21 protein-coding genes and 2 pseudogenes are annotated in these 23,729 nt (G+C 60.4%); 8 read left to right on the top strand and 15 right to left on the bottom strand.

Annotated features, from left to right (window positions below; genetic code table 11):
- Positions 1–13: 13 nt before the first annotated feature.
- The 7 genes from OSC50_RS02155 to OSC50_RS02125 form a co-directional block, all read right to left on the bottom strand.
- Complete coding sequence (locus OSC50_RS02155; protein WP_236217724.1) at positions 14–721, bottom strand: DUF1190 domain-containing protein; 708 nt, start codon at positions 719–721, stop codon at positions 14–16.
- An 18-nt stretch (positions 722–739) separates the two neighbouring features.
- The gene (locus OSC50_RS02150) at positions 740–1,168 is read right to left on the bottom strand and encodes a DUF350 domain-containing protein (protein ID WP_034115228.1); all 429 of its coding nucleotides are present in this window, start codon (positions 1,166–1,168) and stop codon (positions 740–742) included.
- Positions 1,169–1,183: 15 nt separating this feature from the next.
- A complete protein-coding gene (locus OSC50_RS02145) occupies positions 1,184–1,855 on the bottom strand; it encodes a DUF2491 family protein (protein WP_253509565.1) in 672 nt (223 codons plus the stop codon).
- Positions 1,842–2,876 carry an ion channel gene (locus OSC50_RS02140; RefSeq protein WP_181079871.1) on the bottom strand — a complete coding sequence of 345 codons (1,035 nt, stop codon included), beginning with the start codon at positions 2,874–2,876 and terminating at the stop codon, positions 1,842–1,844. The genes OSC50_RS02145 and OSC50_RS02140 overlap by 14 nt, the downstream gene beginning before the upstream one ends.
- Before the next feature lie 73 nt (positions 2,877–2,949).
- The gene (locus tag OSC50_RS02135; RefSeq protein WP_266246957.1) at positions 2,950–3,510 is read right to left on the bottom strand and encodes a rhomboid family intramembrane serine protease; all 561 of its coding nucleotides are present in this window, start codon (positions 3,508–3,510) and stop codon (positions 2,950–2,952) included.
- Positions 3,511–3,565: 55 nt separating this feature from the next.
- Positions 3,566–4,264, bottom strand: coding sequence for a PspA/IM30 family protein (locus OSC50_RS02130; protein WP_266246959.1), 699 nt, complete (start codon positions 4,262–4,264; stop codon positions 3,566–3,568).
- Positions 4,265–4,281: 17 nt separating this feature from the next.
- Positions 4,282–4,863, bottom strand: coding sequence for a YjfI family protein (locus OSC50_RS02125; RefSeq protein ID WP_266247530.1), 582 nt, complete (start codon positions 4,861–4,863; stop codon positions 4,282–4,284).
- 369 nt (positions 4,864–5,232) lie between these two features.
- Here OSC50_RS02125 and ycaC point away from each other — a divergent pair, with 369 nt between their 5' ends.
- Entirely contained in the window at positions 5,233–5,865 is a 633-nt protein-coding gene (gene ycaC / locus OSC50_RS02120; RefSeq protein ID WP_093514305.1) for an isochorismate family cysteine hydrolase YcaC, read from the top strand.
- Positions 5,866–5,925: 60 nt separating this feature from the next.
- Here ycaC and OSC50_RS02115 read toward each other — a convergent pair.
- Positions 5,926–6,956, bottom strand: a pseudogene (locus OSC50_RS02115) (PDDEXK nuclease domain-containing protein).
- A 484-nt stretch (positions 6,957–7,440) separates the two neighbouring features.
- Here OSC50_RS02115 and OSC50_RS02110 point away from each other — a divergent pair.
- The 7 genes and pseudogenes from OSC50_RS02110 (at position 7,441) to OSC50_RS02080 (ending at position 18,953) form a co-directional block, all read left to right on the top strand.
- Positions 7,441–12,057 carry an RHS repeat-associated core domain-containing protein gene (locus tag OSC50_RS02110; protein WP_266246963.1) on the top strand — a complete coding sequence of 1,539 codons (4,617 nt, stop codon included), beginning with the start codon at positions 7,441–7,443 and terminating at the stop codon, positions 12,055–12,057.
- Between the two features lies 1 nt (position 12,058).
- Positions 12,059–12,373 (top strand): hypothetical protein, encoded by a 315-nt coding sequence (locus OSC50_RS02105; protein ID WP_266246965.1) that lies wholly within the window; start codon positions 12,059–12,061, stop codon positions 12,371–12,373.
- 339 nt (positions 12,374–12,712) lie between these two features.
- Positions 12,713–13,713 (top strand): annotated as a pseudogene (locus OSC50_RS02100) (Fic family protein).
- Positions 13,714–13,787: 74 nt separating this feature from the next.
- The gene (locus OSC50_RS02095; RefSeq protein WP_003194556.1) at positions 13,788–14,030 is read left to right on the top strand and encodes an exodeoxyribonuclease VII small subunit; all 243 of its coding nucleotides are present in this window, start codon (positions 13,788–13,790) and stop codon (positions 14,028–14,030) included.
- Positions 14,027–14,914, top strand: coding sequence for a (2E,6E)-farnesyl diphosphate synthase (gene ispA, locus OSC50_RS02090; RefSeq protein WP_253509569.1), 888 nt, complete (start codon positions 14,027–14,029; stop codon positions 14,912–14,914). The genes OSC50_RS02095 and ispA overlap by 4 nt, the downstream gene beginning before the upstream one ends.
- A gap of 110 nt (positions 14,915–15,024) precedes the next feature.
- The gene (gene dxs / locus OSC50_RS02085) at positions 15,025–16,923 is read left to right on the top strand and encodes a 1-deoxy-D-xylulose-5-phosphate synthase (RefSeq protein ID WP_266246968.1); all 1,899 of its coding nucleotides are present in this window, start codon (positions 15,025–15,027) and stop codon (positions 16,921–16,923) included.
- A gap of 140 nt (positions 16,924–17,063) precedes the next feature.
- Positions 17,064–18,953, top strand: a complete 1,890-nt coding sequence (locus OSC50_RS02080) for a TonB-dependent receptor domain-containing protein (protein WP_266246970.1) — start codon at positions 17,064–17,066, stop codon at positions 18,951–18,953.
- A gap of 18 nt (positions 18,954–18,971) precedes the next feature.
- Here the strand turns inward: OSC50_RS02080 and OSC50_RS02075 are convergent, their stop codons facing one another.
- From OSC50_RS02075 to ribH, 7 genes are all read right to left on the bottom strand, one after another.
- Positions 18,972–19,760 carry a cobalamin-binding protein gene (locus OSC50_RS02075; protein WP_253509572.1) on the bottom strand — a complete coding sequence of 263 codons (789 nt, stop codon included), beginning with the start codon at positions 19,758–19,760 and terminating at the stop codon, positions 18,972–18,974.
- Entirely contained in the window at positions 19,757–20,176 is a 420-nt protein-coding gene (locus tag OSC50_RS02070; RefSeq protein ID WP_253509573.1) for an MFS transporter, read from the bottom strand. The genes OSC50_RS02075 and OSC50_RS02070 overlap by 4 nt, the downstream gene beginning before the upstream one ends.
- Complete coding sequence (gene ribA / locus OSC50_RS02065) at positions 20,173–20,790, bottom strand: GTP cyclohydrolase II (RefSeq protein ID WP_181081337.1); 618 nt, start codon at positions 20,788–20,790, stop codon at positions 20,173–20,175. Before ribA ends, OSC50_RS02070 begins: the two co-directional genes overlap by 4 nt.
- A gap of 128 nt (positions 20,791–20,918) precedes the next feature.
- Positions 20,919–21,647, bottom strand: coding sequence for a substrate-binding periplasmic protein (locus tag OSC50_RS02060; protein WP_253509574.1), 729 nt, complete (start codon positions 21,645–21,647; stop codon positions 20,919–20,921).
- A 66-nt stretch (positions 21,648–21,713) separates the two neighbouring features.
- Positions 21,714–22,679 (bottom strand): thiamine-phosphate kinase, encoded by a 966-nt coding sequence (gene thiL / locus OSC50_RS02055; RefSeq protein WP_181081335.1) that lies wholly within the window; start codon positions 22,677–22,679, stop codon positions 21,714–21,716.
- Between the two features lie 18 nt (positions 22,680–22,697).
- Positions 22,698–23,198, bottom strand: coding sequence for a transcription antitermination factor NusB (gene nusB, locus OSC50_RS02050; RefSeq protein ID WP_181081334.1), 501 nt, complete (start codon positions 23,196–23,198; stop codon positions 22,698–22,700).
- A complete protein-coding gene (gene ribH, locus OSC50_RS02045; protein WP_034100965.1) occupies positions 23,195–23,671 on the bottom strand; it encodes a 6,7-dimethyl-8-ribityllumazine synthase in 477 nt (158 codons plus the stop codon). The genes nusB and ribH overlap by 4 nt, the downstream gene beginning before the upstream one ends.
- Positions 23,672–23,729: the final 58 nt, after the last annotated feature.

Genomic DNA, 23,729 nt, shown 5'->3' with positions numbered 1-23,729 from the left:
GCCCAGGTTTTCCTTAACTGCTCGACCCGCCGCCCCAGCCGCTGCGTGCGCTGGCCTTGCTGCCGAAACCGCCACGGGAGGTGGCCGACGCCACGGAGCCCGACGTGCCGGAGGAGCGCAGCGTGTTGGTGTAATTGCTGCTGCCATACCGGGCCTGGTTCGAGCGGCCGAACGTGGCGCCATTGGAGACGCGCTGATTGAGCGTCGAGTTGGCGTAGTCGCCGCGATCATCGCGATAGCGATACACGGGCTCAGAGCGGTAGCTGTTGCGATTGCTGCTCAGCATGTTGCCGATCAGCAGACCGGTCAGCAGGCTGCTGGTGGAGAAGCCGGAGCCGCCGCTTGCCTGAGCGTTGCCCGCCTGAGCGTTGGCAGCGTCGACCTGGGATTGTGTCACCTGGCCTTCGGCGGTCAGCTCGAAACCGCCCAGCTTGGGAATGAACTGGCCATTGGAGTCAAGCTGGCACCAGCCGGCGACAAAGTCGGCATCGCAGTCGGCCTGGCTGGCGTACACCGGAGCGATGCGGCGATGCTCGGCCATGGCGGTCATGTAGGCGTCCGAGCAGACGTCCACCGGAAGCTTTTCATCGGCGCATTGCTGAACGGACTGGAAGTTGTACTTCTTCTGCAGATCGTAGGTTTTTTCCGTCGGCCCGCAGCCGGAAATCGCCATGGCGACCGACGCTGCCAGCGAAAGCTGGACGTACTTGCTTCGTTTCATCGGGAGCTCCGTGCGCAATCAGTTCTGGGTGGGCGTCATGCAGGCGGCATTCAACATGCCGACGCTGATAGCCACGGCGGCCACGTAGATGCCTGCCGCAAGCTCGCCCTTCCTGATGCGCTCGGACGTGCCTTTGAGCACCAGGCTGGTCAGCAGAAACGCCAGCAGTTGGACGACGGCCGCGATCACTGCCCAGACGACGAAGTCGAGAATGCTGATCGAGTAGGCAATCACATTGCTGGCCGGAATGGCGAACCCGACGATGGCACCGCCCAGGGCAACGGCTGCGGAAACATTGCCTGCACGGATCAGTTCGAATTCTTTGTGCGGGGTGATGCGGGTGTAGATGAACTGGAACAATGCGAACAGTACGGCAGCGCCCAGGATGTAGGTCACAAACCCGAGCACAGCGGTTTTGTTCAGTGAAATGGAGAGAGCTTCTAGCATGTGTTTCTTCCTTTTTTAGAGCGCTTTCAAGTCGGTTGTGTACAGCGAAATGCCCAGCGATGTGCTCAGGCTAACGGTGCCTTCAGCGTCTTCCTCGACGGAAAACAGCAGGAACTCACGTCGATCGGTCAGGCCTGTATCCCGTGCGTATAGCATCGAACGGTGCTCGACGCTGTAGGCGTCTTCGGGGTTGATCACCTGCTCACTCATGGCCACCAATTCTGTCTGACCTTCCTCGCTGCCCCATACACGCGCGTATTCGACGCCGTTGTGGGTGTAGGTCGGCAAACCGATCAGACTCTGCGGCCCCGCCAGGCGGCGCAGTTCGGCCTCGCTGCTGAGGGTGACGTAACTCAGGTAGTTGAACAGGATCACCGACTCGACCTGCCCGGTGATATCGCCCGTGGTGTGTACCTGCAGCCAGTAATCTTCGTCGTTCATGTAGTAACGCGACAGCCAGGTCGACTGCCCGAGGTCAACGGTGCCGTTGCTCCAGATTTCCTGGGTGCCGGGGATGATCACCGTGGTTTTGCCGTCGAGCAGCAATTTCAGGCTCGTGTCGAATATCACGCCTTTGCCCGGCGCCAGGCCCAGCGGCCCGGTGGTCGGCACGGCTTGGCCAGGCTCTTTCGATTGTGTATTGGCGTGCGGGGCCTCAAGCCCCATCAACTGTTTAAACCATCCCATTGGAGATTTCCTTGAGGCGGGTGGAGGCGATGTAGAAGAGTTCGCCACCTGCAACGCGCGTGTTGCTGGGCGGGTTGATCGAGGGTTGCGGGGCGCCTTGGGCGCGATAGCCGATGAGTGTGGCGTTGTGGCGTTCTTTCATTTGGGTGTACAGGTCGCCGAACGTGGCTTCAAAGGCCTCGGGCAATTTCATCAAGTATTGGGTGGCACCTTGGCCCACGCACAACAGCTCATTGATGACCACCGACGAGCCCGGATCCTGAGACGCGCGCACCAGCATTTCGATAGCCATGCTTGATGTGCATTCCAGGCTGGGGGCGTAGGAGCTGGCCAGGGCGGCAATTTCGCTTTCATTGAAGTGGGCCACCACATGACCAACCGGGCTCAGTTGATTCACCGCCAGCACGGTGGCCAGCGTCAGATCATCAGACGGAGTGCGCACCAGCACACGCTCGGCACCGGGCACGCCGGCACGCAGCAATAACGCGGTGGAAGACAGGCTTTCGCCACGGATGAACGCCGCCTTGCCCGGCATTGGGTTTTCTTCGAGGGTGCAATCGCAAATGACGATCAGGTTGTCGTTCGAGGTCTCGTCCTGGAGCAACAACTCAATGACTCGCTCACTGGACGCGCCCTCCCAGCCAATGAGCACGGTATGACCGACCTTACCGGTGAAATCGCCTTTGCCCTTCATGCCTTTTCTCCATGCATCGATGACAGTGCTGGTGGTTTTGCCGATGGCTGCCGTCAGCAGCGCAATGCCCCCGAGCATCACCCAGGCAGCCACGAACACGCGCCCCGCCGAGGTCTGCGGCGCAAGATCGCCATAGCCGACCGTCAGCGTGGTGGTGAGGTAGAAGTAAATAAATGTGGCGGGAGCGGTGAGGTGCTGTTCGCCCAGGTACACCAGGCCCAGGTAGGCGGTGATCAGGTGTATCCCCAGGGCGATCACCAGCCCCGCCCAACCGAAGCGGTGAAAGAGCGAGGAAGCGTACCTGCGCAACAGAAGAAAAATCGACACGTTGTCCCTGGCTCCTTGGGTACTTGATTACCTGATGACGTTGTCGCCTCGACATCGGGATGCTCAAGCGCGCTCAGCCGGCATTAAACCTGCTGCGTGGTTTGGAGAGAAGTACCTTGGCTGCAATAAATCCGGCGAATGCGCCAAACAGATGCCCTTCGAAGGAAACACCCTGGCGAGGCAGGAAGCCAAGGATCAAGCCGCCATACAGTGCCGCGACGACAGCGGCCGTTATCAGGTTGCCCCAACTCCTGTGGAACCAGGCGCGAGACAACAGGTAGGCCCATAGCCCGAAGACCCAGCCGCTGGCGCCCACGTGTATGCCGGCAAAACCGAACAGCCAGACCAGCGAGCCACCCAGCACAATGATGATCGCGCTGATGGCCACAAACCGATTGAGCCCTTCGATCATCACCAGGCTGCCCAGGATCACAAAGGCAATCAGGTTGGCGCTCAGGTGGGCGAACGAGCCGTGCAGAAACGGTGACGTGAGTATGCCGGGCAGCCCCTGCAGCGTTCTCGGGATCAGGCCGAACGCCATAAGGCTGTAACCGGTCGCCACATTGAGCAGTTGCAGCGCGACCATCAAGAAGGCCAAGCCTGCGATTGTCTTGAAACCCTTCAGGGCATCCATCCTGACCTCGACAAAAAAGGGAGGGCAGACACTGCCCTCCCAGCGGCGACGTTGCTTACTCCGCCGACTTTTGCTTCAGGCGCTCCAGAATCGCATTGGCGCTGCCTTCATCAGGCGTGATGCCGGCGTCGCGCAGCTTGCGCTCCAGATCGGTCCCCGTCGAAGCGTCAGCCAGCTCATCCTGGGCTTGCAGTTCAGCGGCGCGTTGCTGCTGCTTGGCCTGCAAACGATTCAGCGTACCGACGGCGGTTTCCAGCTTGCCGTTGGCACCGCCGCTGGCGATGGAGGCGCTGACCTGGGCCTTCTGTACGCTGTCGCGAGCCTTGGCCATATCCACTTGCTGACGCAGGCTTTTGATCCGGCTTTCGGCCTTGGTGATGTCCTTGCGCATGCCTTCCGCATAGCCACCGAACTCAATGGCTTGCTTATGCTCGACATCCCGCTCGTTGCTCAGGGTCGAAATCGCTTCGGCCACTTCCAGGGCGAGGTCTTCACGATTGGCCTGCAGGGCCGCCACTGCCTTGGACTCCAGGTCCTTGATCTTGGCGTCGTACTCGTTGACGCGATCAGTCGCCAATTTGTGCTTGGCCATGATACTGACCAGCTCACGCTTGGCGTTGGCCAGCGCGGTGTCGGCATCGCGAATTTCCTGATCGAGGATGCGCAGGGCCTGTTGGTCGACGATCGATTCGCCGACTTCGTTGGCACCGCCACGCAGCGCGGTGAACAATTTGCTCCAGATGGACTGAGTCATTGGATACTCCCGAGTACTTAATTGAAGAAACGTTCGAAGGCTTCGCTGGCGCGCTGCACGTTGTCGACGAGGGTTTTCACCTCGGTCACGATATTGGTCAGGCTGGAGTCGGAGCTCAATGCGCCGAACATGTTGTAGACCACTTGCCCGTTCGGCATGGTCTCGATACCGATCGAAGACAGCGGGAACATCTCCCGGCTGCGCAACACCGCGTCATTAAATGTTGCGACATCGTTGATGGACTCGGCATCGACCAGCACGGTATCGACGATGATCTGCTCGCCCACCACCGCGATGTAAATCGGCAAGCCACCGAAGTCGTTCATTTCCAGCTTGATGCTGGATTCGGAGCCTTGGACCAGAGACAGCGTAATGTCCTTGGACATCACCTCGTCCAGGGCCTGAAGAGCGGTGAAGAGGCGATCGATATTCCAGTTGGTACCTGCGCTCATGAAATTCTCCGACATGAATGAACCAACCAGAATCGGCTGGCGAAGCTGTTTCTCCATTTGCTTGAGCAGGCTTCGATTTTCGGGAAGCACCCAAGTCTCGTGTTTCACATAGCCGGCGGCCGCCAGGCCTGCGCGCATTTGCTTCATGTAGAAGCTTGATGGCTTTTTGACCGACGGTTTCAAGCGCTCTCCCTGAAGACGGGTTGAATCGGTATCGGCCCCCGGGGACGGGTTCGATAGAGAGCTGCTTTTCATGGTGCTGACCTCGCTGTGAAAAACTCACGCGTGAGAAAATCTACAGGCAATTTTCAGCAGGCTCAATAGCTCACGCGTGAGATTTTTTGTCGCACTTCTTTCAGTGACGCTAAAGATCGCTGCTGCTAAATGACCGAAATTGTCACCTTTGAGTTGACGGTATTACCCATATCAGACGATTTATCATGCCGTCGCCACCCATTAATCTGTGCCCATGTTGAACGCAACGCCCTAACCCACTTAAACAAAAAGGATTCAACCATGAGCACTGCAACCTACAACCGCCTCAACAAAGACGACGCCGTAGTCCTGCTGGTCGACCACCAGACCGGCCTGATCTCCCTGGTTCAGGACTTCTCGCCCAACGAGTTCAAGAACAACGTACTGGCCCTGGCCGACCTGGCCAAGTTCTTCAACCTGCCGACCATCCTCACCACCAGTTTCGAACAGGGCCCCAACGGCCCGCTGGTGCCGGAGCTGAAAGAGATGTTCCCGGACGCGCCGTACATCGCCCGCCCTGGCCAGATCAATGCGTGGGACAACGAAGATTTCGTCAAGGCAATCAAGGCCACCGGGCGCAAGCAGATCATCATTGCCGGTGTGGTCACGGATGTCTGCGTAGCGTTCCCGACCTTGTCGGCGCTGGCGGAAGGGTTTGAGGTGTTTGTAGTAACCGATGCTTCCGGCACGTTCAACACCACGGTGCAGCAGGCGGCGTGGAGCCGCATGACACAGGCCGGTGCGCAGTTGATGAACTGGTTCTCGGTGGCCTGTGAGCTGCACCGCGACTGGCGCAACGATATCGAAGGCCTGGGGAATTTGTTGTCCCAGCGCATTCCCAACTATCGCAACTTGATGAATGGGTATGCGGCGCTGACGGCTCATCAGAAGTAAGTCAGCCGAGATTCGCGATAAGCCTGCCCTTAAAAGCAGGCTTTCGTTATTCAACCGAGCTTAACCCGCCAGTTCCCGCTCAATTTGCTCGATGCTTGGCAAACTGGTTTGCAGCTCTGCGGGTAATGTCCCTACCAGTTGATATTCCGCCACTCCGATACGTCGGTTGTTATCGCGCAGTGCATACTCAGCTACCACCGCGTTCTTGCTCTTGCACAATAATAGGCCAATCGTTGGCCCATCTTGCGGATGCCTAAGCTGAGCATCTACAGCAGCAAGGTAAAAGCTCAGCTTGCCTAGATGTTCAGGCTTAAATTTTCCCGCCTTGAGCTCGATCACCACGTAGCAACGCAGCTTCACGTGGTAGAACAACAGATCAACGAAGAACTCATCGCCACCCACATCCAAGAGAACTTGTTGGCCGACGAACGCAAAACCAGCGCCCAACTCCAACAGAAAGTCGGTGACGTGTTTGATCAGGGCATTTTCTATGTCGCGCTCCTGCGCATCCAGGGCCAGACTGAGAAAATCAAAACGATAAGGATCTTTCAGCGACTCACGCGCCAGGTCGGATTGTGGCTTGGGCAGGTGGCTTTCGAAATTGCTGACTGCTTTACCCGTGCGCTCCAGTAGGCGAGTTTCGATTTGCATCACCAGCGTGTTGCGGGACCAACTGTGTTCAATCGCCTGCGCGATGTACCAACGACGGGATTCTGGCCGCGGAAGTTTGTCGAGCAGGACCACATTGTGGCCCCACGGCAATTGTGCAGCAGCCTGTTGCACAATTCCGAATCCGGCCAAGCTTCAGCAAATGCACGCATGTACTTCAGGTTGCGGGGCGAAAAACCTTTCATGCAGGGAAAACTCGTACACAAATCTTGAGCAAGACGATCAATAACCTTGCTCCCCCACCCCTGCTGGTTATGGCGGGTCAAAATCTCGTGACCGATATTCCAGTAAAGGAGCACCATTTCTCGATTGACTGCCAGTGACGCACGCTGTTGTGCCACGTGGATGCGCTTTTTAAGGCCGGTCAGCCAATCGCTGTAGCCCGTCGGAGGCGCCGTCAAACGGATAGACCTTTCGCTCATGCCTGTTTCACTCTTGAGTTTTCGGCAGGCTAGTCAGAGGCCTTTGCAGTAACAAGGGGTCGTAAGCGCTTAAGGAGCTGCCCGACACATCTTACAGAACGGTCCTACTGGCAACTGCAAATCTGCTTATTGCAACACTCTCTGAAGCAGGTCGGCGGACGATTTGGAAAAGGGAGAGGCCAATGCTTTGCCCTGGGATCGAGCAGAACACGCTATTGCCAATTTAAGAAGCGAGACCTGGCTAGGCAAATCGCCGTATTGCAGAGGATGCAGGCTGGACTGATTGAATTTGAACTCCAACTTAAAGAAGCACAAAGCACTGCTCGTCAATGAGCATGATCGCCATTTGAAGTAGCCCCCAACTGTGATTGGGGCTGACTATTACGCGACCTTCGTAAGCCCTTTCTGATTTTTCCCGCCGTTCATCCAGCCGCTTTTTACTGCGGCAGACTCCGACGCCTTGCCCTCTGCCGAGACGTCACGGATGACCCACGCTTCCCACATTGCCTCTATCGAACATGAGCTGGATGGCTTTCATCAGAGCCTGGTGACTTATCGCCAGCAGATGGGCGCCTGGTATTCGCGGGCGCTGGATTCGGTGAGCCATGCGGCAGATATGCCGTCGTTGCTGGGGATGGATCGGGTGTTGCGCGTCGGTGACTCGCAGACAACCGTGAGCATAAGCGACCCGAACTTTATCGGCAGTGTTGCCGTGTGCCAGTTGGGCGGCGAGCTGAAGATAGAGAGCACATTCGACTCGATGTATGACGTGCCGATTGGCGACATTCCAGTCGAAGTGATCGGGTTGGATGACGGCAGTTCCACGCGGGTCATGCTGGATGAGCACGGCAAGGGCTCACACCACTGCGCCGCTGGCGGGCGCTATCAGGTGCGGGTACAGGGCGGTGTTTCCCAGGAGCAGGTGGATGCGTTGTTCGCCTCCTACGCCGGGCTGATGGCGGACCTGGAGCGGTGGCTCCGCGAACAGTGGCAAGGCTTCAAGCCGCATTGGCAGCAGTCCACGGCCAGTGCGATTGGCAACGGCGTGCTGGCGGGCAGTTGGGCCGCGATCCGGGACGTGTGGGACAGCATCAAGCTGGTGCAGGCGATGCTTGAAGACCCGTTGAAGTACGTCGAACAGCTGGGGGCTGAAGCGACCAAGCTCGCACAAATCGCCACCGATGCGCCCAAGGTCATGGCACAGGCGATGTTGCTCGCGAGTGATGAGGCGGCGCTGTTCCTGCTGGTGCGCACGGCGATGATCTGGTTGGACGCATTGCCGCCCAGTGAGATTGCGCAAGTGGCCGCTGGGTTTGTGGTGTCGCTGCTGATTGACCTGGTGATTGGCGCGGTGCTGACCATCGCATTGCCGGCGGCGGCTGTGGCGTATTTGAGCCTGCGGCTGGCCAGGTATGGCGCACAGATTGTTAAGGCGGCTGTAGGTTTTGTTCAGAGCGTGCTGGCGATTCTGACGAAGTTCATGCAGGCGGTGGATCGCTACAAAGCGGTAGCGGTTCGCGGCGTGGTCGGCGGGGTGAAGCAAGGCACGCTGCAGATGCGCTGGCGGGCGCGGCAGAACGCGGTGCTTAAGCAAAAAGAGCCTGTGGATGATGTGCCTGCTGTATCGACGAATCCGAAGGGCGATGCGGCGGCCTCTTCGGATAAGACCGTCACCAACGGCTGCCCGGTGTCGATGGTTACCGGGGAGGAACTGTTGACGCTGACCGATGGCACGTTGGATGGGATTTTGCCGTTTGAATGGACGCGGCTGTATCGCACCAGTGCGGTGGAAGTGGATGTCGGGTTGGGGTTTGGCTGGAGCCATGCGTTGGCGCAGCGGCTTTGTGTGTCGGGCGATTCGGTGGTGTGGACGGATCATGAGAACCGGTCGATCACCCTGCCCTTGCCCACCTCTGTGCGACCGGCGATCACTAATAGCTTGGCCGAAGCGGCGATCTATCTGGGGGATTCGCCGGATGAATTGGTGCTGGCGCAGGCGTCACGGTTTTATCACTTTCGCGATGGCGCATTGGTCTCAATCAGTGATGCGTATGACAACCGGCTGCGGATTGCCCGGGATTTTTCCGGGCGTATCGAGCGAGTGGATAACGGGGTTGGTCGCTCGTTGTTTCTGCGCTACTCGTCCGGTCGCATTGTCGCGGTGGACTACCAGATTCAGCGCGCCAAGGAGCATGAGCCTTACGAATGGCTCACCGAGCAGAACGTTGTTTCCTACGCCTATGACAACCTGGGCCGACTGGTCTCGGCGACCAATGCCGTCGGTGAAAGCGAGGTGTACCGCTACGACGATCAGCACGTCATTGTTGAGCGTGGACTGGCCGGTGGGGCGAGTTTCTTCTGGGCGTGGGAACGGGCTGGCAAGGCGGCGAGATGCATACGGCATTGGGCCAGCTTCTCGCAGATGGACACGCGCTATGCCTGGGGTGATGACGGCCGCGTCACGGTGCATAACGCCGATGGCAGCCAGGAAGTGTATGTCCACGATGAACGCGCACGCCTGGTGCAACGTATCGATCCCGATGGCGCGCAGCACTTCAAATCCTACGACGAAAAAGGCCGGCTGACAGTCGAGCAGGACCCGCTGGGGGCGGTGACGGCGTATCAGTACGACGAAGCCGGACGCTTGGTGGCGTTATTTCCTGGGGATGATGAGCCAACAACCTACGAGCATGACAACGGTTTCGTACGGGTGGTGCGCCGGGGTGAGGCGGTCTGGAAATACGAGCGCAATGACCAGGGCGATGTCGTTCGTAAGATCGATCCCGATGGGCATGTCACGGATTACAGCTACAACAAATACGGACAACTGACCGGGGTTTGGTACCCGGATCACAGCTGCCATCGGCTGGTGTGGAATGAACGCGGTCAGCTCATTGAGGAGCAACTACCCAATGGCGGGATCAAGCGCTATCGCTATGACGACCTGGGCCGCGAGGTGGCCCGCGAGGATGAATTCGGCGCGCTGAGCCAGTATCAGTGGGACGCTGTGGGTCGGCTGACTCGTCTGACCCTGCCAGGCGGTGCCACCCGCGAATACAGCTACAACCCCTACGGCAAAATCACCGCCGAACGCGACGAACTCGGGCACATCACCCGCTACGACTACGCCGACGGCCTGCACCTGATCAGCCGCCGCCTCAACGCCGATGGCACTCAGGTCAACTACCGCTACGACAACGTGCGGTTGTTGCTGACCGAAATCGAAAACGAAGTCGGCGAAATCTACCAACTCGACTACCACCCCAATGGCCTGATCCGGCAGGAAACCGGCTTCGACGGCCAACGCACCGCGTACACCTACGACCTCAACGGCCACCTGCAGGAAAAGACCGAACACGGCGACGACGGCAGTCAGCGCATTACCCGTTATGCGCGCGACCACGCCGGTCGCCTCGTACGAAAAACCCTGCCCGATGGCAGCGTCGTTGAATATGCCTACGACCGCCAAGGCAATCTTCTCAGCGTCGACGACGGCCACTGGGCGTTGGCCTACGAGTACGACCGCCAAAACCGCCTCACCGCCGAACACCAGGGCTGGGGCACCCTGCGCTATAGCTACGACGCCTGCGGCCAGCTCAAACATTTGCGCCTGCCGGACAACAACCGCGTGGCGTTCAACCACGACAAGGGCGGGCATCTTGCCACCGTCGAACTCAACGGCAAACCGCTGACCTCACACCTGTTCAGCAAAGGCCGCGAACATCAGCGCCAACAAGGCCAACTGCTCAGCCACTACCACTACGACGACCAGCAGCGCCTGCACGCCCACGCCGTCACCCACCAGACCCATCCGCTCTACCAGCGCCAATACGACTACGACCAAGCCGGCAACCTCACCCGCCTGCTCGACACCCGCAAAGGCGAACACCACTACCGCTACGACCCGCTCCAGCGCCTGACCCGCGCCGACCATTCCCACGACGTACAGGAACGTTTCGCCCACAACCCGGCCGGCAACCTGCTGATGCAAAACCGCCCCGGCCCCGACATCGTCGCCGGCAACCGCCTGATGATCCAGGGCGACCGCCACTACACCTACGACGCCTTCGGCAACCTGATCCAGGAACGGCGTGGCAAGGGCCGGCAACTCGTCACGGAATACCGCTACGACTGCCAGCATCGGCTGATCGGCATCACCCAACCCAACGGCCAAACCGCGAGCTATCGCTACGACCCGTTTGGGCGACGCATCAGCAAAACCGTGGACGGCATAACGACGGAGTTTTTCTGGCAAGGCGACAAGCTGATTGCCGAACACCAGGCCGACCGCCATCGCAGTTACCTCTACGAACCCGACAGCTTTCGGCCGTTGGCACTTTTAGAAGGCTTCGGCCCCAAAGAGACAAAACCCTACCACTACCAACTCGACCACCTCGGCACACCCCAGGAACTCACCACCCCGGATGGCGAAATCGTCTGGTCCGCGCACTATCGCGCCTACGGCCAGATCAGCCGTTTCGACGTAAGCAAACTCGACAACCCGCTACGTTTTCAAGGCCAGTACTTCGATCCGGAAAGCGGGCTGCACTACAACCGCCATCGCTACTACAATCCCGATATTGGTCGTTACCTCACACCGGACCCCGTGAAGTTGGCGGGTGGGATTAATACCTACCAGTACGTGCCCAATCCTACGAAATGGGTGGATCCGCTGGGACTGAGTACATGCCCAGGGAATAACGAATGTAAACCATCGTTGAGTGTTGACGAGCCTGTACCGCGACACAATGATGGACAGCCAAGCCTACCCACTGCCCACTCTCATTTTCCAAGCGATCCTAATGATTTAACAGACGTGCTAGGAGTAGCGCCAAAAGTCTCCACGACAAGGCATGACACTCAGCGAATGGAGTGGAAACCTAACAGTAATACCCGGATAAGATTTGAGAGCCATCCGGGAGATGAGGGTGTATTCGTACAGAGACATCACGGCGAGCACTATCACATAGAGCTAAAGCCCAACGACTCCAGTTGGAGACAGGCTGAAAGAAACAGTCTAGTAATAAAAGTACTACCACATAATTACGAAGAAGGGCACGGAACCGGATTTTTACCGGGTGAAAAACATCCAGGAAGCTGACATGAAAAAATTCCCTGTGGCAGATGGAACAATTGAAAAACTGATATGCAACCGCAATACATTGATAATGGAGTTTACAGACTGGCAGGAAAGACGATGGGAGATAACCTTCAACGATCTAGTTGCCTTTCAAGGCTTAGGCGCTGTCGGCACCGAAATATGTGATATGTACGAAGAGGTAAACACATGGCTTTCGCAAGAAGCAACCAGACTAGAACCTGGCGAAACTGGGATAACTTACTGTTTTACATCGAGTAATGGCGGAGAAAAAATTCTTCTCGTAGTTGCTGGCAGCTATAGCGCACAAGAGATATGACATTCCCCTTAAAACTCATCAGTGATAAAAACTGATCCACCTGAACACCGTCAAAATCAAAAGCTACACAGGACTGTTTTTCCACTAGCCTAATGCATGCACCTGATAAAGAACCTTTTATCACCCTTATCAACGGCGCAACTAAAACCACAGCGAACTCACTCAGGGCGCAGATGAAAGAAGTGAAATGAAGATACAGGTAACTGATATGGATTTCATGGTGCACTTACGAAAACACCACCACCAGCCTAGACCCTGAGCCAAATCCGCAGCACAATCGGCTCACCAAATGAGCCGAATAACCTCTTTATTCGGCTCACGCACCCCAGGCATTCCACCATGGCTCATCCGCACTGGATCTGGCAACACGCCGACTGGCCTCACTTCCACTGGCAACCCGGTCGCCTCGCGGCGTTGCTGCGCGAGTGCGGACAAGCCCAGGGCAAGTTGCTGGGCATGCTCGGCTCCGTCAGCCAGCCGGTCAGCGCACAGAATGAACTGGATGCGCTGCTGCAAAATATCCTGACGTCCTCGGCGATTGAGGGTGAACAGTTGAATGTCGGCTCGGTGCGCTCGTCCCTGGCAAGGCGGATGGGCCTGGAAGCGATGGAAGACGGTCAGGTAAGCCGCCGCAGCGAAGGCCTCGCCGAGTTGATGATGGATGCCACTCAACAATTCACCCAGCCGTTTACCCTCGCCCGCCCATTGAACTGGCATCACTTATTGTTCCCGGCCCCGGAAGCGGGCTATGCCGCTCGAGCGCTCAATATTGGATCCTTGAGGGGAGATGAGCCAATGCAAGTCGTGTCGCGCACTTCTGGTTTGTCACACTGCCCCCCTTCGATGACGGCAATGGTCGCCTGACACGCGCTATCACCGATTTGGCACTGGCCCAGGGTGAACACCAGGCCATCCGTTTCTATGCTATGTCAGCCAGCATCCTCGAAGACCGCACCGGCTACTACAGCGCGCTGGAATCCAGCCAGAAGGACTCCCTGGATATCACTGCCTGGCTGGAGTGGTTCCTTAAAACCCTGTTACGCAGCGTGCAGCAGGCCATGGCGCGGATTGACCGGGTGCTGGAACAGAGTCGGTTCTGGCAGCAGCACCGCGACGTCCCTTTGTCGGCTGAACAGATCAAGGTCCTCAATCGACTGCTCGACGGTGGTGAGAACGGCTTCGAACACGGCATCGGCGCGGCGCAGTACCAGGCGGTCGCAAAGGTCTCCAAGGCGACAGCGACGCGACACCTGGCGGACCTGCTGGAAAAAAACTGCCTGGTCCGCCTCCCAGGAGGCGGCCGCAGCACGCGTTATCAGGTCAATACAGCAGGCAAGTGACACCCCGCTCATTTGCCCAGAATCCCCATGTCTGCTAGTGTCGCGCCGGTTTACCGTCTACCGGAATAGCCGCCATGGCCCGCAAAAAAGTTGCACTCGATTTCGAACAATCCCTCGCCGACCTGCAAGCCCTGGTCGAGCGTCTGGAGAACGGCGAGTTGTCGCTGGAGGACTCGCTGACGGCGTTTGAGCAAGGCATCGGCCTGACCCGTGACTGCCAGAGCGCGTTGGCGCAGGCGGAGCAGAAGGTGCAGGTGTTGCTGGAGCGTGACGGGGAGTTGGCCGAAGAACCTTTCGACGCGGAACAGCCGGAATGATCGACGCGTATCAGGCCAGTAGCCAAGCCCGGGTGAATGCGGCGCTGGAGCCCTTGTTTGTTGCGCCAAGCCCGGAAATGAATCGCCTCTATGAAGCCATGCGCTACAGCGTGATGAATGGCGGCAAGCGCGTGCGCCCGTTGCTGGCGTATGCGGCCTGCGAGGCGCTGGGCGCGCCGGCCGAACAGGCTAATGGCGCGGCGTGCGCGGTGGAGTTGATCCACGCGTACTCACTGGTACACGACGATTTGCCGGCAATGGACGACGACGATCTGCGTCGCGGCCAGCCCACCACCCATAAAGCCTTCGATGAAGCCTACGCGATCCTCGCCGGCGATGGTCTGCAGAGCCTGGCGTTCAGCGCATTGCTGGACCCGCGCTTGAGCAGCGTCAACGCCGAGATCCGCCTGCGCATGGTCACCACTCTGGCGCAGGCTGCGGGCCCGGCCGGTATGGTCGGCGGGCAGGCAATCGACATGGGCTCGGTCAGCCTCAAGCTGGACCAGCAAGCCCTTGAACACATGCATCGCCACAAGACCGGCGCGCTGATCGAAGCCGCCGTGCAGTTGGGCGCGCTGGCCAGTGGTCAGGCGCAGCCTGCGCAATTGGCGGCGTTACAGACCTATTCCCAGGCGATTGGCCTGGCGTTCCAGGTGCAGGACGACATTCTCGACGTAGAAAGTGACACCGCCACGCTGGGCAAACGCCAGGGCGCCGATATCGCACGGGACAAGCCGACCTATCCTGCGCTGCTCGGGCTCGAAGCCGCCAAGGCCTACGCCCTGGAACTGCGCGACCAGGCCCTGGCCGCCCTGCGACCTTTCGACGCGGCGGCCGAGCCATTGCGCGACCTGGCGCGGTATATCGTCGAACGTCGCCACTGATCGGCACGGCCATCATGGCCGCCTATCGGCCAAGTTCGGCGCTCTGCGTGGGCAGTTTGCGATGCTTGAGGTAAACTGCCGCCTCTTCTATACCTATAACGATTCGCCTGATGCCCACGACGTTCCAAGAGATTCCCCGCAAGCGCCCGTCCACGCCCCTGCTCGACCGTGCTGCCACGCCGGACGGCCTGCGTCGTCTGGGTGAAGCCGAGCTGGAAACCCTGGCCGATGAATTGCGCCTGGAATTGCTCTACACGGTCGGCCAGACCGGTGGGCATTTCGGTGCCGGCCTGGGCGTCATCGAGCTGACTATCGCCCTGCATTACGTGTTCGACACCCCGGACGACCGGCTGGTGTGGGACGTGGGCCATCAGGCGTACCCGCACAAGATCCTGACCGGTCGCCGCGAGCGCATGAGCACGCTGCGCCAGAAGGACGGTGTTGCCGCTTTCCCACGTCGCTCCGAGAGCGAGTACGACACCTTTGGCGTCGGCCACTCCAGCACGTCCATCAGTGCAGCACTGGGCATGGCGATTGCCGCCCGCCTGCAAAACAGTGATCGCAAGGCGATTGCAGTGATCGGCGATGGCGCACTCACCGCCGGCATGGCGTTCGAAGCGCTGAACCACGCCCCGGAAGTGGACGCCAATATGCTGGTGATCCTCAACGACAACGACATGTCGATCTCGCGCAATGTTGGCGGCCTGTCCAACTACCTGGCCAAGATCCTGTCGAGCCGCACCTACGCCAGCATGCGAGAAGGCAGCAAAAAGGTACTCTCGCGTCTGCCCGGCGCGTGGGAAATTGCCCGACGCACCGAAGAATACGCCAAGGGCATGCTGGTGCCCGGCACCTTGTTCGAGGAGCTGGGCTGGAACTACATCGGCCCCATCGACGGCCACGACCTGCCGACGCTGATCGCCACGCTGCGCAATATGCGTGACCTCAAGGGCCCGCAGTTTCTGCATATCGTCACCAAGAAAGGCAAAGGCTTCGCCCCGGCGGAAGTCGACCCGATCGGTTATCACGCAATCACCAAGCTCGAACCGCTGGACGCTCCCGCCGCCGCGCCGAAAAAGCCCAGCGGGCCGAAGTATTCCGGGGTGTTCGGCGAGTGGCTGTGCGACATGGCCGCCGCCGACTCGCGCCTGGTGGGCATTACCCCGGCGATGAAGGAAGGCTCTGATCTGGTGGCGTTCAGCGAGCGGTTCCCGCTGCGCTACTTCGACGTGGCGATTGCCGAGCAACACGCGGTGACGTTCGCCGCCGGCATGGCCTGCGAAGGCGCCAAACCGGTGGTTGCGATCTACTCCACGTTCCTGCAACGCGGTTACGACCAACTGGTGCATGACGTCGCGGTGCAGAACCTCGACGTGCTGTTCGCCATCGATCGCGCGGGCCTGGTGGGAGAAGACGGCCCGACGCATGCCGGCAGTTTCGATTTGTCCTACCTGCGCTGCATCCCCGGGATGCTGGTGATGACCCCGAGCGACGAAAACGAATTGCGCAAGATGCTCAGCACCGGCCACCTGTACAACGGCCCGGCCGCGGTGCGTTACCCGCGCGGCAACGGCCCAAACGCAGTGATCGAAAAAGACCTTGAACCCATCGAGATCGGCAAGGGTATCGTGCGTCGCCAGGGCAACCGGGTTGCGTTCCTGGTATTCGGCGTGCAATTGGCCGAAGCCTTGAAAGTCGCCGAGAAGATCGACGCCACGGTGGTCGACATGCGCTTCGTCAAACCCCTGGACGAAGCCCTGGTGCGCGAGATCACCGGCAGCCATGAGTTGCTGGTCACAGTTGAAGAAAACGCCATCATGGGTGGTGCCGGTGCAGCGGTCAGTGAGTACCTGGCGCGGGAGAATATCCTCAAGTCGGTGCTGCACCTGGGCTTGCCGGATGTGTACGTCGAACATGCCAAGCCGGCGCAGATGCTGGCTGAGTGCGGGCTGGACGAGGCAGGGATTGAAGCCTCTGTGCGCAACCGCATGGCACTGCTGGGTCTGTAAAAACCTGGAACAACATGTGGGAGGGGCTTGCCCCCGATAGCGGTGGATCAGTTACCGATACTGAGTCTGGCCCCCTGCAATCGGAGGCAAGCCCCTCTCCCACATTTGGTTTGTGCCCTCCTCCACGCCATGGACAGCTCATGAAACACCTGTACCTTGCCTTGCTGCTCCTGCCCTCCCCGCAATTGCTCGCCGACACCCGCGACGAGGCCCTTAAGCTCCCCGACGTGGTCATCAGCGCCAACCGCCAGGTGCAGGCGCGCAATGACAGCAGCGCCGCCAACACGGTGTTCACCCGCGACGATATCGACCGCCTGCAACCGACCAGCCTCACCGACCTGCTCAGCCGTGTGCCTGGCGTGCAAGTGGCGCCCACCGGCGGGCGCGGTAGCTTGCCGGGGATTTACCTGCGCGGCACCAAATCCGCCCAAAGCCTGGTGCTGGTGGACGGCCAGCGCATCGCCAATACCACCTCCGGCGACAGCGGCCTGCAATACCTCAATGTCGATCAAATCGAGCGCGTGGAAGTGCTGCGCGGTTCGCGCTCAGTCATGTATGGCAGCGATGCGATAGGCGGGGTGATCCAGGTCTTCACCCGGCGCAACGCCGAGCAAGGCTTGCAGCCGCGTCTTAAGCTGGAGTTCGGCAACCGCCGGACCTGGCAGCGCAGCCTCGGTCTGGCAGGCGGGGACGAACACACGCGGTTCAACCTGGGAGCGAGCCTGGATGAAACCGCCGGCATCAACTCGACCCGTGCGTCTTTTCCCAGTGACGGCGACCACGATGCCTACCGCAACCAGTCGCTCAGCCTCAATCTCAGCCATTCGTTCAGCGATGCGCTGGAGGCTGGTTTCAACCTGCTCGATAACCGTGGCAAATCGGAGTACGACAACAGCTTCGGCCGCTACGACGTCGCCAGTGGTCAGACGCTGGGGCAAAAGCCTTACACCGATTACACCGTCAGCAGCGCCAGCGGCTACCTGGATGCCACGCTCAATGCGCATTGGCAGTCACGCCTGGAACTGGGCCACAGCGAAAACCGCGACACCAAGCGCGACACCCTCAGCGACGACTTCAGCGTGTTCAACACCTACCGCGACTCGATCAACTGGCAGAACGACCTGACCCTGGACGAACACAACAGCCTGATCCTCGGCGGCGATTGGTACGAGGATCGCTTCCATGGCTCCACCGCGTTTAGCGAAAACAGCCGCTGGAACCGCGCGGCCTTTGTGCAGCATCGCTTTCACAGTGAATGGTTCTCCACGGAACTAGGCCTGCGCCGCGACCAGAATCAGCAGTTCGGTGCGCAGAACAGTTGGAGTGGCACGCTGACTTTGCCCATCAACCCCGACAATGACGTGCTGCTGAGCTACAGCGAAGGCTTTCGCGCGCCGACCTTCAACGACCTGTATTACCCCGACACACACTACAGCAACCCCAATCTGCAGCCCGAAACCTCCAAGAGCTACGAGTTGCAGTGGCGCAGCCAGCTCAGTGACAGCACACGCCTGGAAGCCTCGCTGTACCGCACGGACTTGAGCGACGCGATCATCCTCGACAGCTCGGGCAAGCCGCAGAACGTGGCGTCGGCGCGCATCAACGGCATGGAAGCGGCGCTCAAGCAGGAACTGTTCGGCTGGCAGGGCAACCTGGGACTGTCGATCATCGATCCGCGCGACCGTAGCACCGGCTATACCTTGGCCCGTCGCGCACGGCGCACGTTGAGCCTGGACCTGGACCGGCAATTCGATCAACTTGGCGTGGGCGCCAGCTGGCAGGCTATCAGCAGCAGTTATGACGATGCCGACAACACTCAACGCTTGGGCGGCTATGCGTTGCTTGGGCTGCGTGGCAGCTGGGCGATCAATCGGCAAGTGGCGCTGTCGCTGAAGGTCGATAACCTGTTGGACCGGTCTTACGTGCGGGCGCGCTACAGCTATGACGATCCGGCGTTCATGAATAACCAGGATTATCGCGAGGAAGGCCGGACGTGGCTGTTCGGCGTGACCTGGACCCCGGAGACCTGACGCGCCTGCGCAACGGTGTCACAGGTCCGGCGCAATCACCCGACACAATCGCCCCAGCGCCTCCAGCATCTGCCCGCTGGGCCGTTCCAGGCCCTTATCGGGCACCTGCCGCACGCGCTCGGCCATGGTTGGCCAGGCTTTCCACGCGTCCATCTGCGCTTGATCGCTGACCAGAATCATCTCGGGATTGCGCTGCAACACCGACTCGATGCTGACTTGCGGCGCCGGCAGGTTCAGGTCGTCGAACACATTGCGCGCACCGCAGACCGTCAACGCATCGCTGATGATCTGCCCGCCGCCCACGGTGTACAGCGGCGAATTCCACACCTGGTAAAACACCCGTAGGGGTTCGGCACGCCGATAGCGCCGGCGCAATTCGGTCAGGCGCTGGCGCAACTGCGCGGCCAGTTGCTGCCCGGCGTCGGCACGTCCCAGCCGCGCGGCGATGGCTTGGACCTGGACGGTAAGTTGTTCAAGGTTGTGGGGCTCGGCGATATACACCGGGATATTCAAACGCTGCAATTGCTCGCGCTGGGCCGGGCCGACGCTGCCAGGCCACAGCAGGATCAGGTCCGGTTTGAGGCTCAGCAGGCGCTCCATGTCCAACTGACCATAGCGACCGACCGAAGGTACCTGCGCCAATGCCACCGGGCGCTCGCCACCGTCGAGCACGCCCACCAGCAAGTCGGCGGCGCCCAGTTCCATTACGATTTCCGACAGCGACGGCGCCAGGCTGACCACCCGCTCGGCCGCCAGGACCTGGGCGCTCAGCGCCAGCAGCAGAAGCGCCAGCCAGCGGCGCATCATCCCAACTGACGCGGGATGCGGTAGAGGTAAAACAGCACCATCGTCGACAGCGCCAACAGAAACAACGGCACCGCCTCCAGGCCGACAAACACTGCCAGTGCACCCACCCACGCGGGGAGCGCGGCCACCAGCAACGCCGTGCGGCGACGGGCCGCCAGGGTGATCCAGGCGGCGGGTTCTTCGGCGGTGTCGAGGGCTTTGGAGGTGGCGATCAACGCGTGTTTATAGCCATTGAAGTAGCGCAGGCTGAGGAACATCGAGGCCACACCGGCGATAAAGAACGGCATGGCCAACACCGGCAGCAGGGACTCAGCCTGGCCAAACACCAGGTTGACCACAAACAGGGGCAGCAGTGCCAGGGCCAGATACTGCCACCAGTTGACGGACAGCCGACGCTTGACCTGGCCCCGGGTCACGCGCGGTCGACCTCGCCCTGGTGTTCGTTGCCCATCATGTGGTCGAGCTTGCTGGCCTTGGTCGCCAGGTAGAGTTTGTTGTGCGGGTTATGCCCGGTGTGCAGCGGCACGCGCTCGGCCACGGTAATGCCCATGTCGGCCAAGGCTTTGACCTTGCGCGGGTTGTTGGTCATCAGGCGCAGGGATTTCACGCCCAGGTGCTCAAGCATCGGCAGGCAGATCGCATAATCGCGCTGATCGGCCGCGAAACCCAGGCGCTCGTTGGCTTCCACGGTATCGGCGCCGCCATCCTGCAGTTCGTAGGCGCGGATTTTGTTCAGCAGGCCAATGCCACGGCCTTCCTGACGCAGATACAGCAGTACGCCACGGCCTTCCCGGGCGATTGCCTGCAGCGCGGCTTCGAGCTGCGAGCCGCAGTCGCAGCGCTGGCTGAACAACGCATCGCCGGTCAGGCACTCAGAGTGCAGGCGGCCGAGCACGGGTTCGCCATCGGCGATGTCGCCCAGGCTGAGCACAACGTGCTCGCGCCCGGTGGCTTCTTCAAGAAAGCCGCTCATGGTGAACGTGGCAAAAGGGGTAGGCAGCTTGGAAGCGGCGACGAAAACGACGGGCACCGGGTGCTCCTGATTTCAGATTTTACAGAGGCGGCATTGTAACAGCAGGTTCCTACAGACGCTTAAGCTGAATGTTCGCTGATAAAGATCAATCGGTTCGATTGGCCTTCCACTCGGTTCTATGCAGGTCAGAACGGATACGGCTGTTTCCAGTGTTGAAAAATCGGCTTGAGTTCGCCGCTCTTCACCAGCGCATCCATACGCCGATCAAACACTGCCCGCAGGTCCCGCCCCCGCTCGTTGTCGGCAAAACCCACGTAGAGCGGCAGCTGGGTCAGGTGTGTAAGCCGAAAGGTGGCCGGGTCCTGCGCCTGACTCAGGACTTCGCGGGCTTCGGTGAGCGCATCAATGTAGAAATCAGCCCGGCCGTACTGAAGCATCGGCAGGATGCCGTCACGCCGATGTATCTGGTTGAAACGTCGCACATTCGGCAAGTATGCCTCGTATTTGTAGCCATGCACCCAGGCCAGGCGATAACGCCCCAGCGTGGCCAGGCTCGGTGCGGGCGAGGTCGCCAGGCCGAGGGCGTAGATGGGGTCCGAATCGTAATGCCAGCGCGGGTACAGCACGCCGGTGACCTCGTCGCGGTAAGAACCGACCCAGCCATCCACCTCGCCGCGCTGGGCCAGGCCAACCGCTCGGGTGTAGGGCTCGGTGCGGGGCTGTACTTGCAAACCCGCCGGTTCGAATACCTTGCGCATCACATCCCACGCCAGGCCGCTGCCATCGGCGTTGGTGTAGCCGTCCCAGGCCTCACTGGCCAGCGTGACCTTGGAGGGCACCACCGGAGCGTCCTGCGCCTGCAACAACGTCGCAGCAGTGCACAGCAGTGTCAGCAGCCAGCGGCGTACATCCATCGGGACGACCTCCTACAGAGCCATGCATCAGGGATTACGCTATTGAGGGTAGCGCAGGACGCCGCTTCAGGGCGTCTCGCGAAAATGCTGGTAACCGCGGACGGCTGGTGTGATGTCCTGGCCGCCGGCATCAAGCAGCGTCACGCCCTGCCCTGCCTCGACCCGGCCGATCACATGAATCGGCCAGCCACCGGCCAGCAACGGCGCCAGCTCGGCGGGTGGCAGGGTGAAGGCCAGCACGTAGTCGTCGCCCCCACTCAGGGCGGCCACCCGCGCCTGCTCGTCCCCCACGAACGCCAGCAACGCCTTGGACAAAGGCAGCGCCTGGCGCTCAATCAGCAGGCTGACAGCCGAAGCCTTGGCGATATGCCCACAATCGGCCAACAACCCGTCGGAGATATCCATCGCAGCCGTGGCCTTACCGCGCAGCGCCAACCCCAGGGCCAGTTGCGGTTGTGGTGACCAGTAATGGGCCAGCAGCGGCTCGGCAACGCCAGCATCGGCGCTGCGTTGGCCCAGCACCAGCGGCAAAGCGCCAGCGGCGTTGCCCAGTTCGCCGCCCACACATAACAGGTCTCCTGGCTGCGCGCCGCTGCGGGTCAGGGCCTGCCCCGCCGGCACACGGCCAAACACCGTGAGGGTCAGGCTCAGTGGCCCGCGCGTGGTGTCGCCGCCTACCAGGCCCACACCGCAGTGTTGCGCCATGGCGTTCAAACCCTGGGCATAGCGTTGCAGCCAATCGGCATCGACGGTCGGAGTGGTGAGTGCAAGGGTAAAGGCGAGCGGGTGGGCGCCCATGGCGGCCAGGTCGCTCACCGCCACGGCCAGCGAGCGCTGGCCGAGCAGGAATGGATCGCAGGGGTCGGCAAAATGCACGCCGGCCACCAGAGTATCGGTGGAGATCGCCAGTTGCTCCCCAGGGGGCAGCGCCAGCAAGGCGCAGTCGTCGCCGATCCCCAGGGCTATGCCTTCACCGCCCTGCGCACAAGGCGCGGCGGCGAAGTAGGTGCGGATCAGCTCAAACTCGCCCATCGAGAACTCAAGCGCGGATCAGCGCTTGTGTTCCTTCACTTCGGCTTCGCGCAGGCGCGGGGCCAATTTGTCGAGCACGCCGTTGACGAACTTGTGACCGTCGGTCGAACCATAGACTTTCGCCAACTCGATACCTTCGTTGATCACCACGCGGTACGGCACATCGACGCGCTTGAGCAGTTCCCAGGTGGACAGGCGCATCACGCACAGTTCAACCGGGTCCAGTTCCTCGATCGTCAGGTCCAGGCAAGGTGCGAGGGCCGTGTCGATCTCGGTCAGGTTGGCGTGAACGCCGTGCAGGATGTCGTGGAAGTAACTCTGATCGGCGAAGGTAAAGTCGTTATCGACGCGAAACTGCGCTTCGATTTCGTTCAGCGCAGCGCCTGCCAGGTGACGCTGATACAGCGCCTGGGTCGCGAGTTGACGCGCCTTGCGACGCTTCTCGCTCTTGGACGGCTTGCCGGCATCCGCAGGGCGTGGGTCCTGAGGGTTGAACTGATCGCTCTCGTCGGAAATCACTTGGCCTCCAACTGCGACAGCAGGCTGACCATTTCCAGGGCGGACAGGGCCGCTTCGGCGCCTTTGTTACCGGCCTTGGTGCCGGAGCGCTCGATGGCTTGTTCGATGGAGTCCACGGTCAGCACGCCGAACGCAACCGGCACGCCGAACTCCATGGACACCTGGGCCAGGCCCTTGGTGCATTCGCCGGCCACGTATTCGAAGTGCGGCGTGCCGCCCCGAATGACCGCGCCCAGGGCGATGATGGCGGCGTATTCGGCCTGTTGGGCGACTTTTTGCGCAACCAGCGGAATCTCGAAGGCGCCAGGGGCGCGGATGATCGTGATATCGCTCTCGCTCACACCGTGGCGAACCAGGGCGTCCACGGCACCGCTTACCAGGCTTTCAACCACGAAGCTGTTGAAGCGGCCAACCACCAGGGCATAGCGGCCTTTGGGGGCGATGAAGGTACCTTCGATGGTCTTCAGGGTCATTCGACAAATCTCTTAAAGAGCCGGGACGCGAAATGTGCGTCCCTCAGTGATGATTTAA

Origin of the sequence: Pseudomonas quebecensis, assembly GCF_026410085.1 — a bacterium.
Lineage (GTDB): Bacteria > Pseudomonadota > Gammaproteobacteria > Pseudomonadales > Pseudomonadaceae > Aquipseudomonas > Aquipseudomonas quebecensis.
Note: the sequence above shows the minus strand (reverse complement) of the source record. Positions and strands in the feature narration are given on the sequence as shown.

Excerpts from the sequence above, each read along its gene's own strand:
- OSC50_RS02060 (WP_253509574.1), bottom strand. The coding sequence starts at position 21,647 with ATGGATGTACGCCGCTGGCTGCTGACACTGCTGTGCACTGCTGCGACG.
- OSC50_RS02135 (WP_266246957.1), bottom strand. The coding sequence starts at position 3,510 with ATGGATGCCCTGAAGGGTTTCAAGACAATCGCAGGCTTGGCCTTCTTG.
- OSC50_RS02095 (WP_003194556.1), top strand. The coding sequence starts at position 13,788 with ATGGCCCGCAAAAAAGTTGCACTCGATTTCGAACAATCCCTCGCCGAC.
- OSC50_RS02130 (WP_266246959.1), bottom strand. The coding sequence starts at position 4,264 with ATGACTCAGTCCATCTGGAGCAAATTGTTCACCGCGCTGCGTGGCGGT.
- ribH (WP_034100965.1), bottom strand. The coding sequence starts at position 23,671 with ATGACCCTGAAGACCATCGAAGGTACCTTCATCGCCCCCAAAGGCCGC.
- OSC50_RS02145 (WP_253509565.1), bottom strand. The coding sequence starts at position 1,855 with ATGGGATGGTTTAAACAGTTGATGGGGCTTGAGGCCCCGCACGCCAAT.
- OSC50_RS02105 (WP_266246965.1), top strand. The coding sequence starts at position 12,059 with ATGAAAAAATTCCCTGTGGCAGATGGAACAATTGAAAAACTGATATGC.
- OSC50_RS02155 (WP_236217724.1), bottom strand. The coding sequence starts at position 721 with ATGAAACGAAGCAAGTACGTCCAGCTTTCGCTGGCAGCGTCGGTCGCC.
- OSC50_RS02075 (WP_253509572.1), bottom strand. The coding sequence starts at position 19,760 with ATGATGCGCCGCTGGCTGGCGCTTCTGCTGCTGGCGCTGAGCGCCCAG.
- OSC50_RS02080 (WP_266246970.1), top strand. The coding sequence starts at position 17,064 with ATGAAACACCTGTACCTTGCCTTGCTGCTCCTGCCCTCCCCGCAATTG.
- OSC50_RS02150 (WP_034115228.1), bottom strand. The coding sequence starts at position 1,168 with ATGCTAGAAGCTCTCTCCATTTCACTGAACAAAACCGCTGTGCTCGGG.
- OSC50_RS02125 (WP_266247530.1), bottom strand. The coding sequence starts at position 4,863 with ATGAAGCAAATGCGCGCAGGCCTGGCGGCCGCCGGCTATGTGAAACAC.
- dxs (WP_266246968.1), top strand. The coding sequence starts at position 15,025 with ATGCCCACGACGTTCCAAGAGATTCCCCGCAAGCGCCCGTCCACGCCC.
- ispA (WP_253509569.1), top strand. The coding sequence starts at position 14,027 with ATGATCGACGCGTATCAGGCCAGTAGCCAAGCCCGGGTGAATGCGGCG.
- ycaC (WP_093514305.1), top strand. The coding sequence starts at position 5,233 with ATGAGCACTGCAACCTACAACCGCCTCAACAAAGACGACGCCGTAGTC.
- thiL (WP_181081335.1), bottom strand. The coding sequence starts at position 22,679 with ATGGGCGAGTTTGAGCTGATCCGCACCTACTTCGCCGCCGCGCCTTGT.
- OSC50_RS02110 (WP_266246963.1), top strand. The coding sequence starts at position 7,441 with ATGACCCACGCTTCCCACATTGCCTCTATCGAACATGAGCTGGATGGC.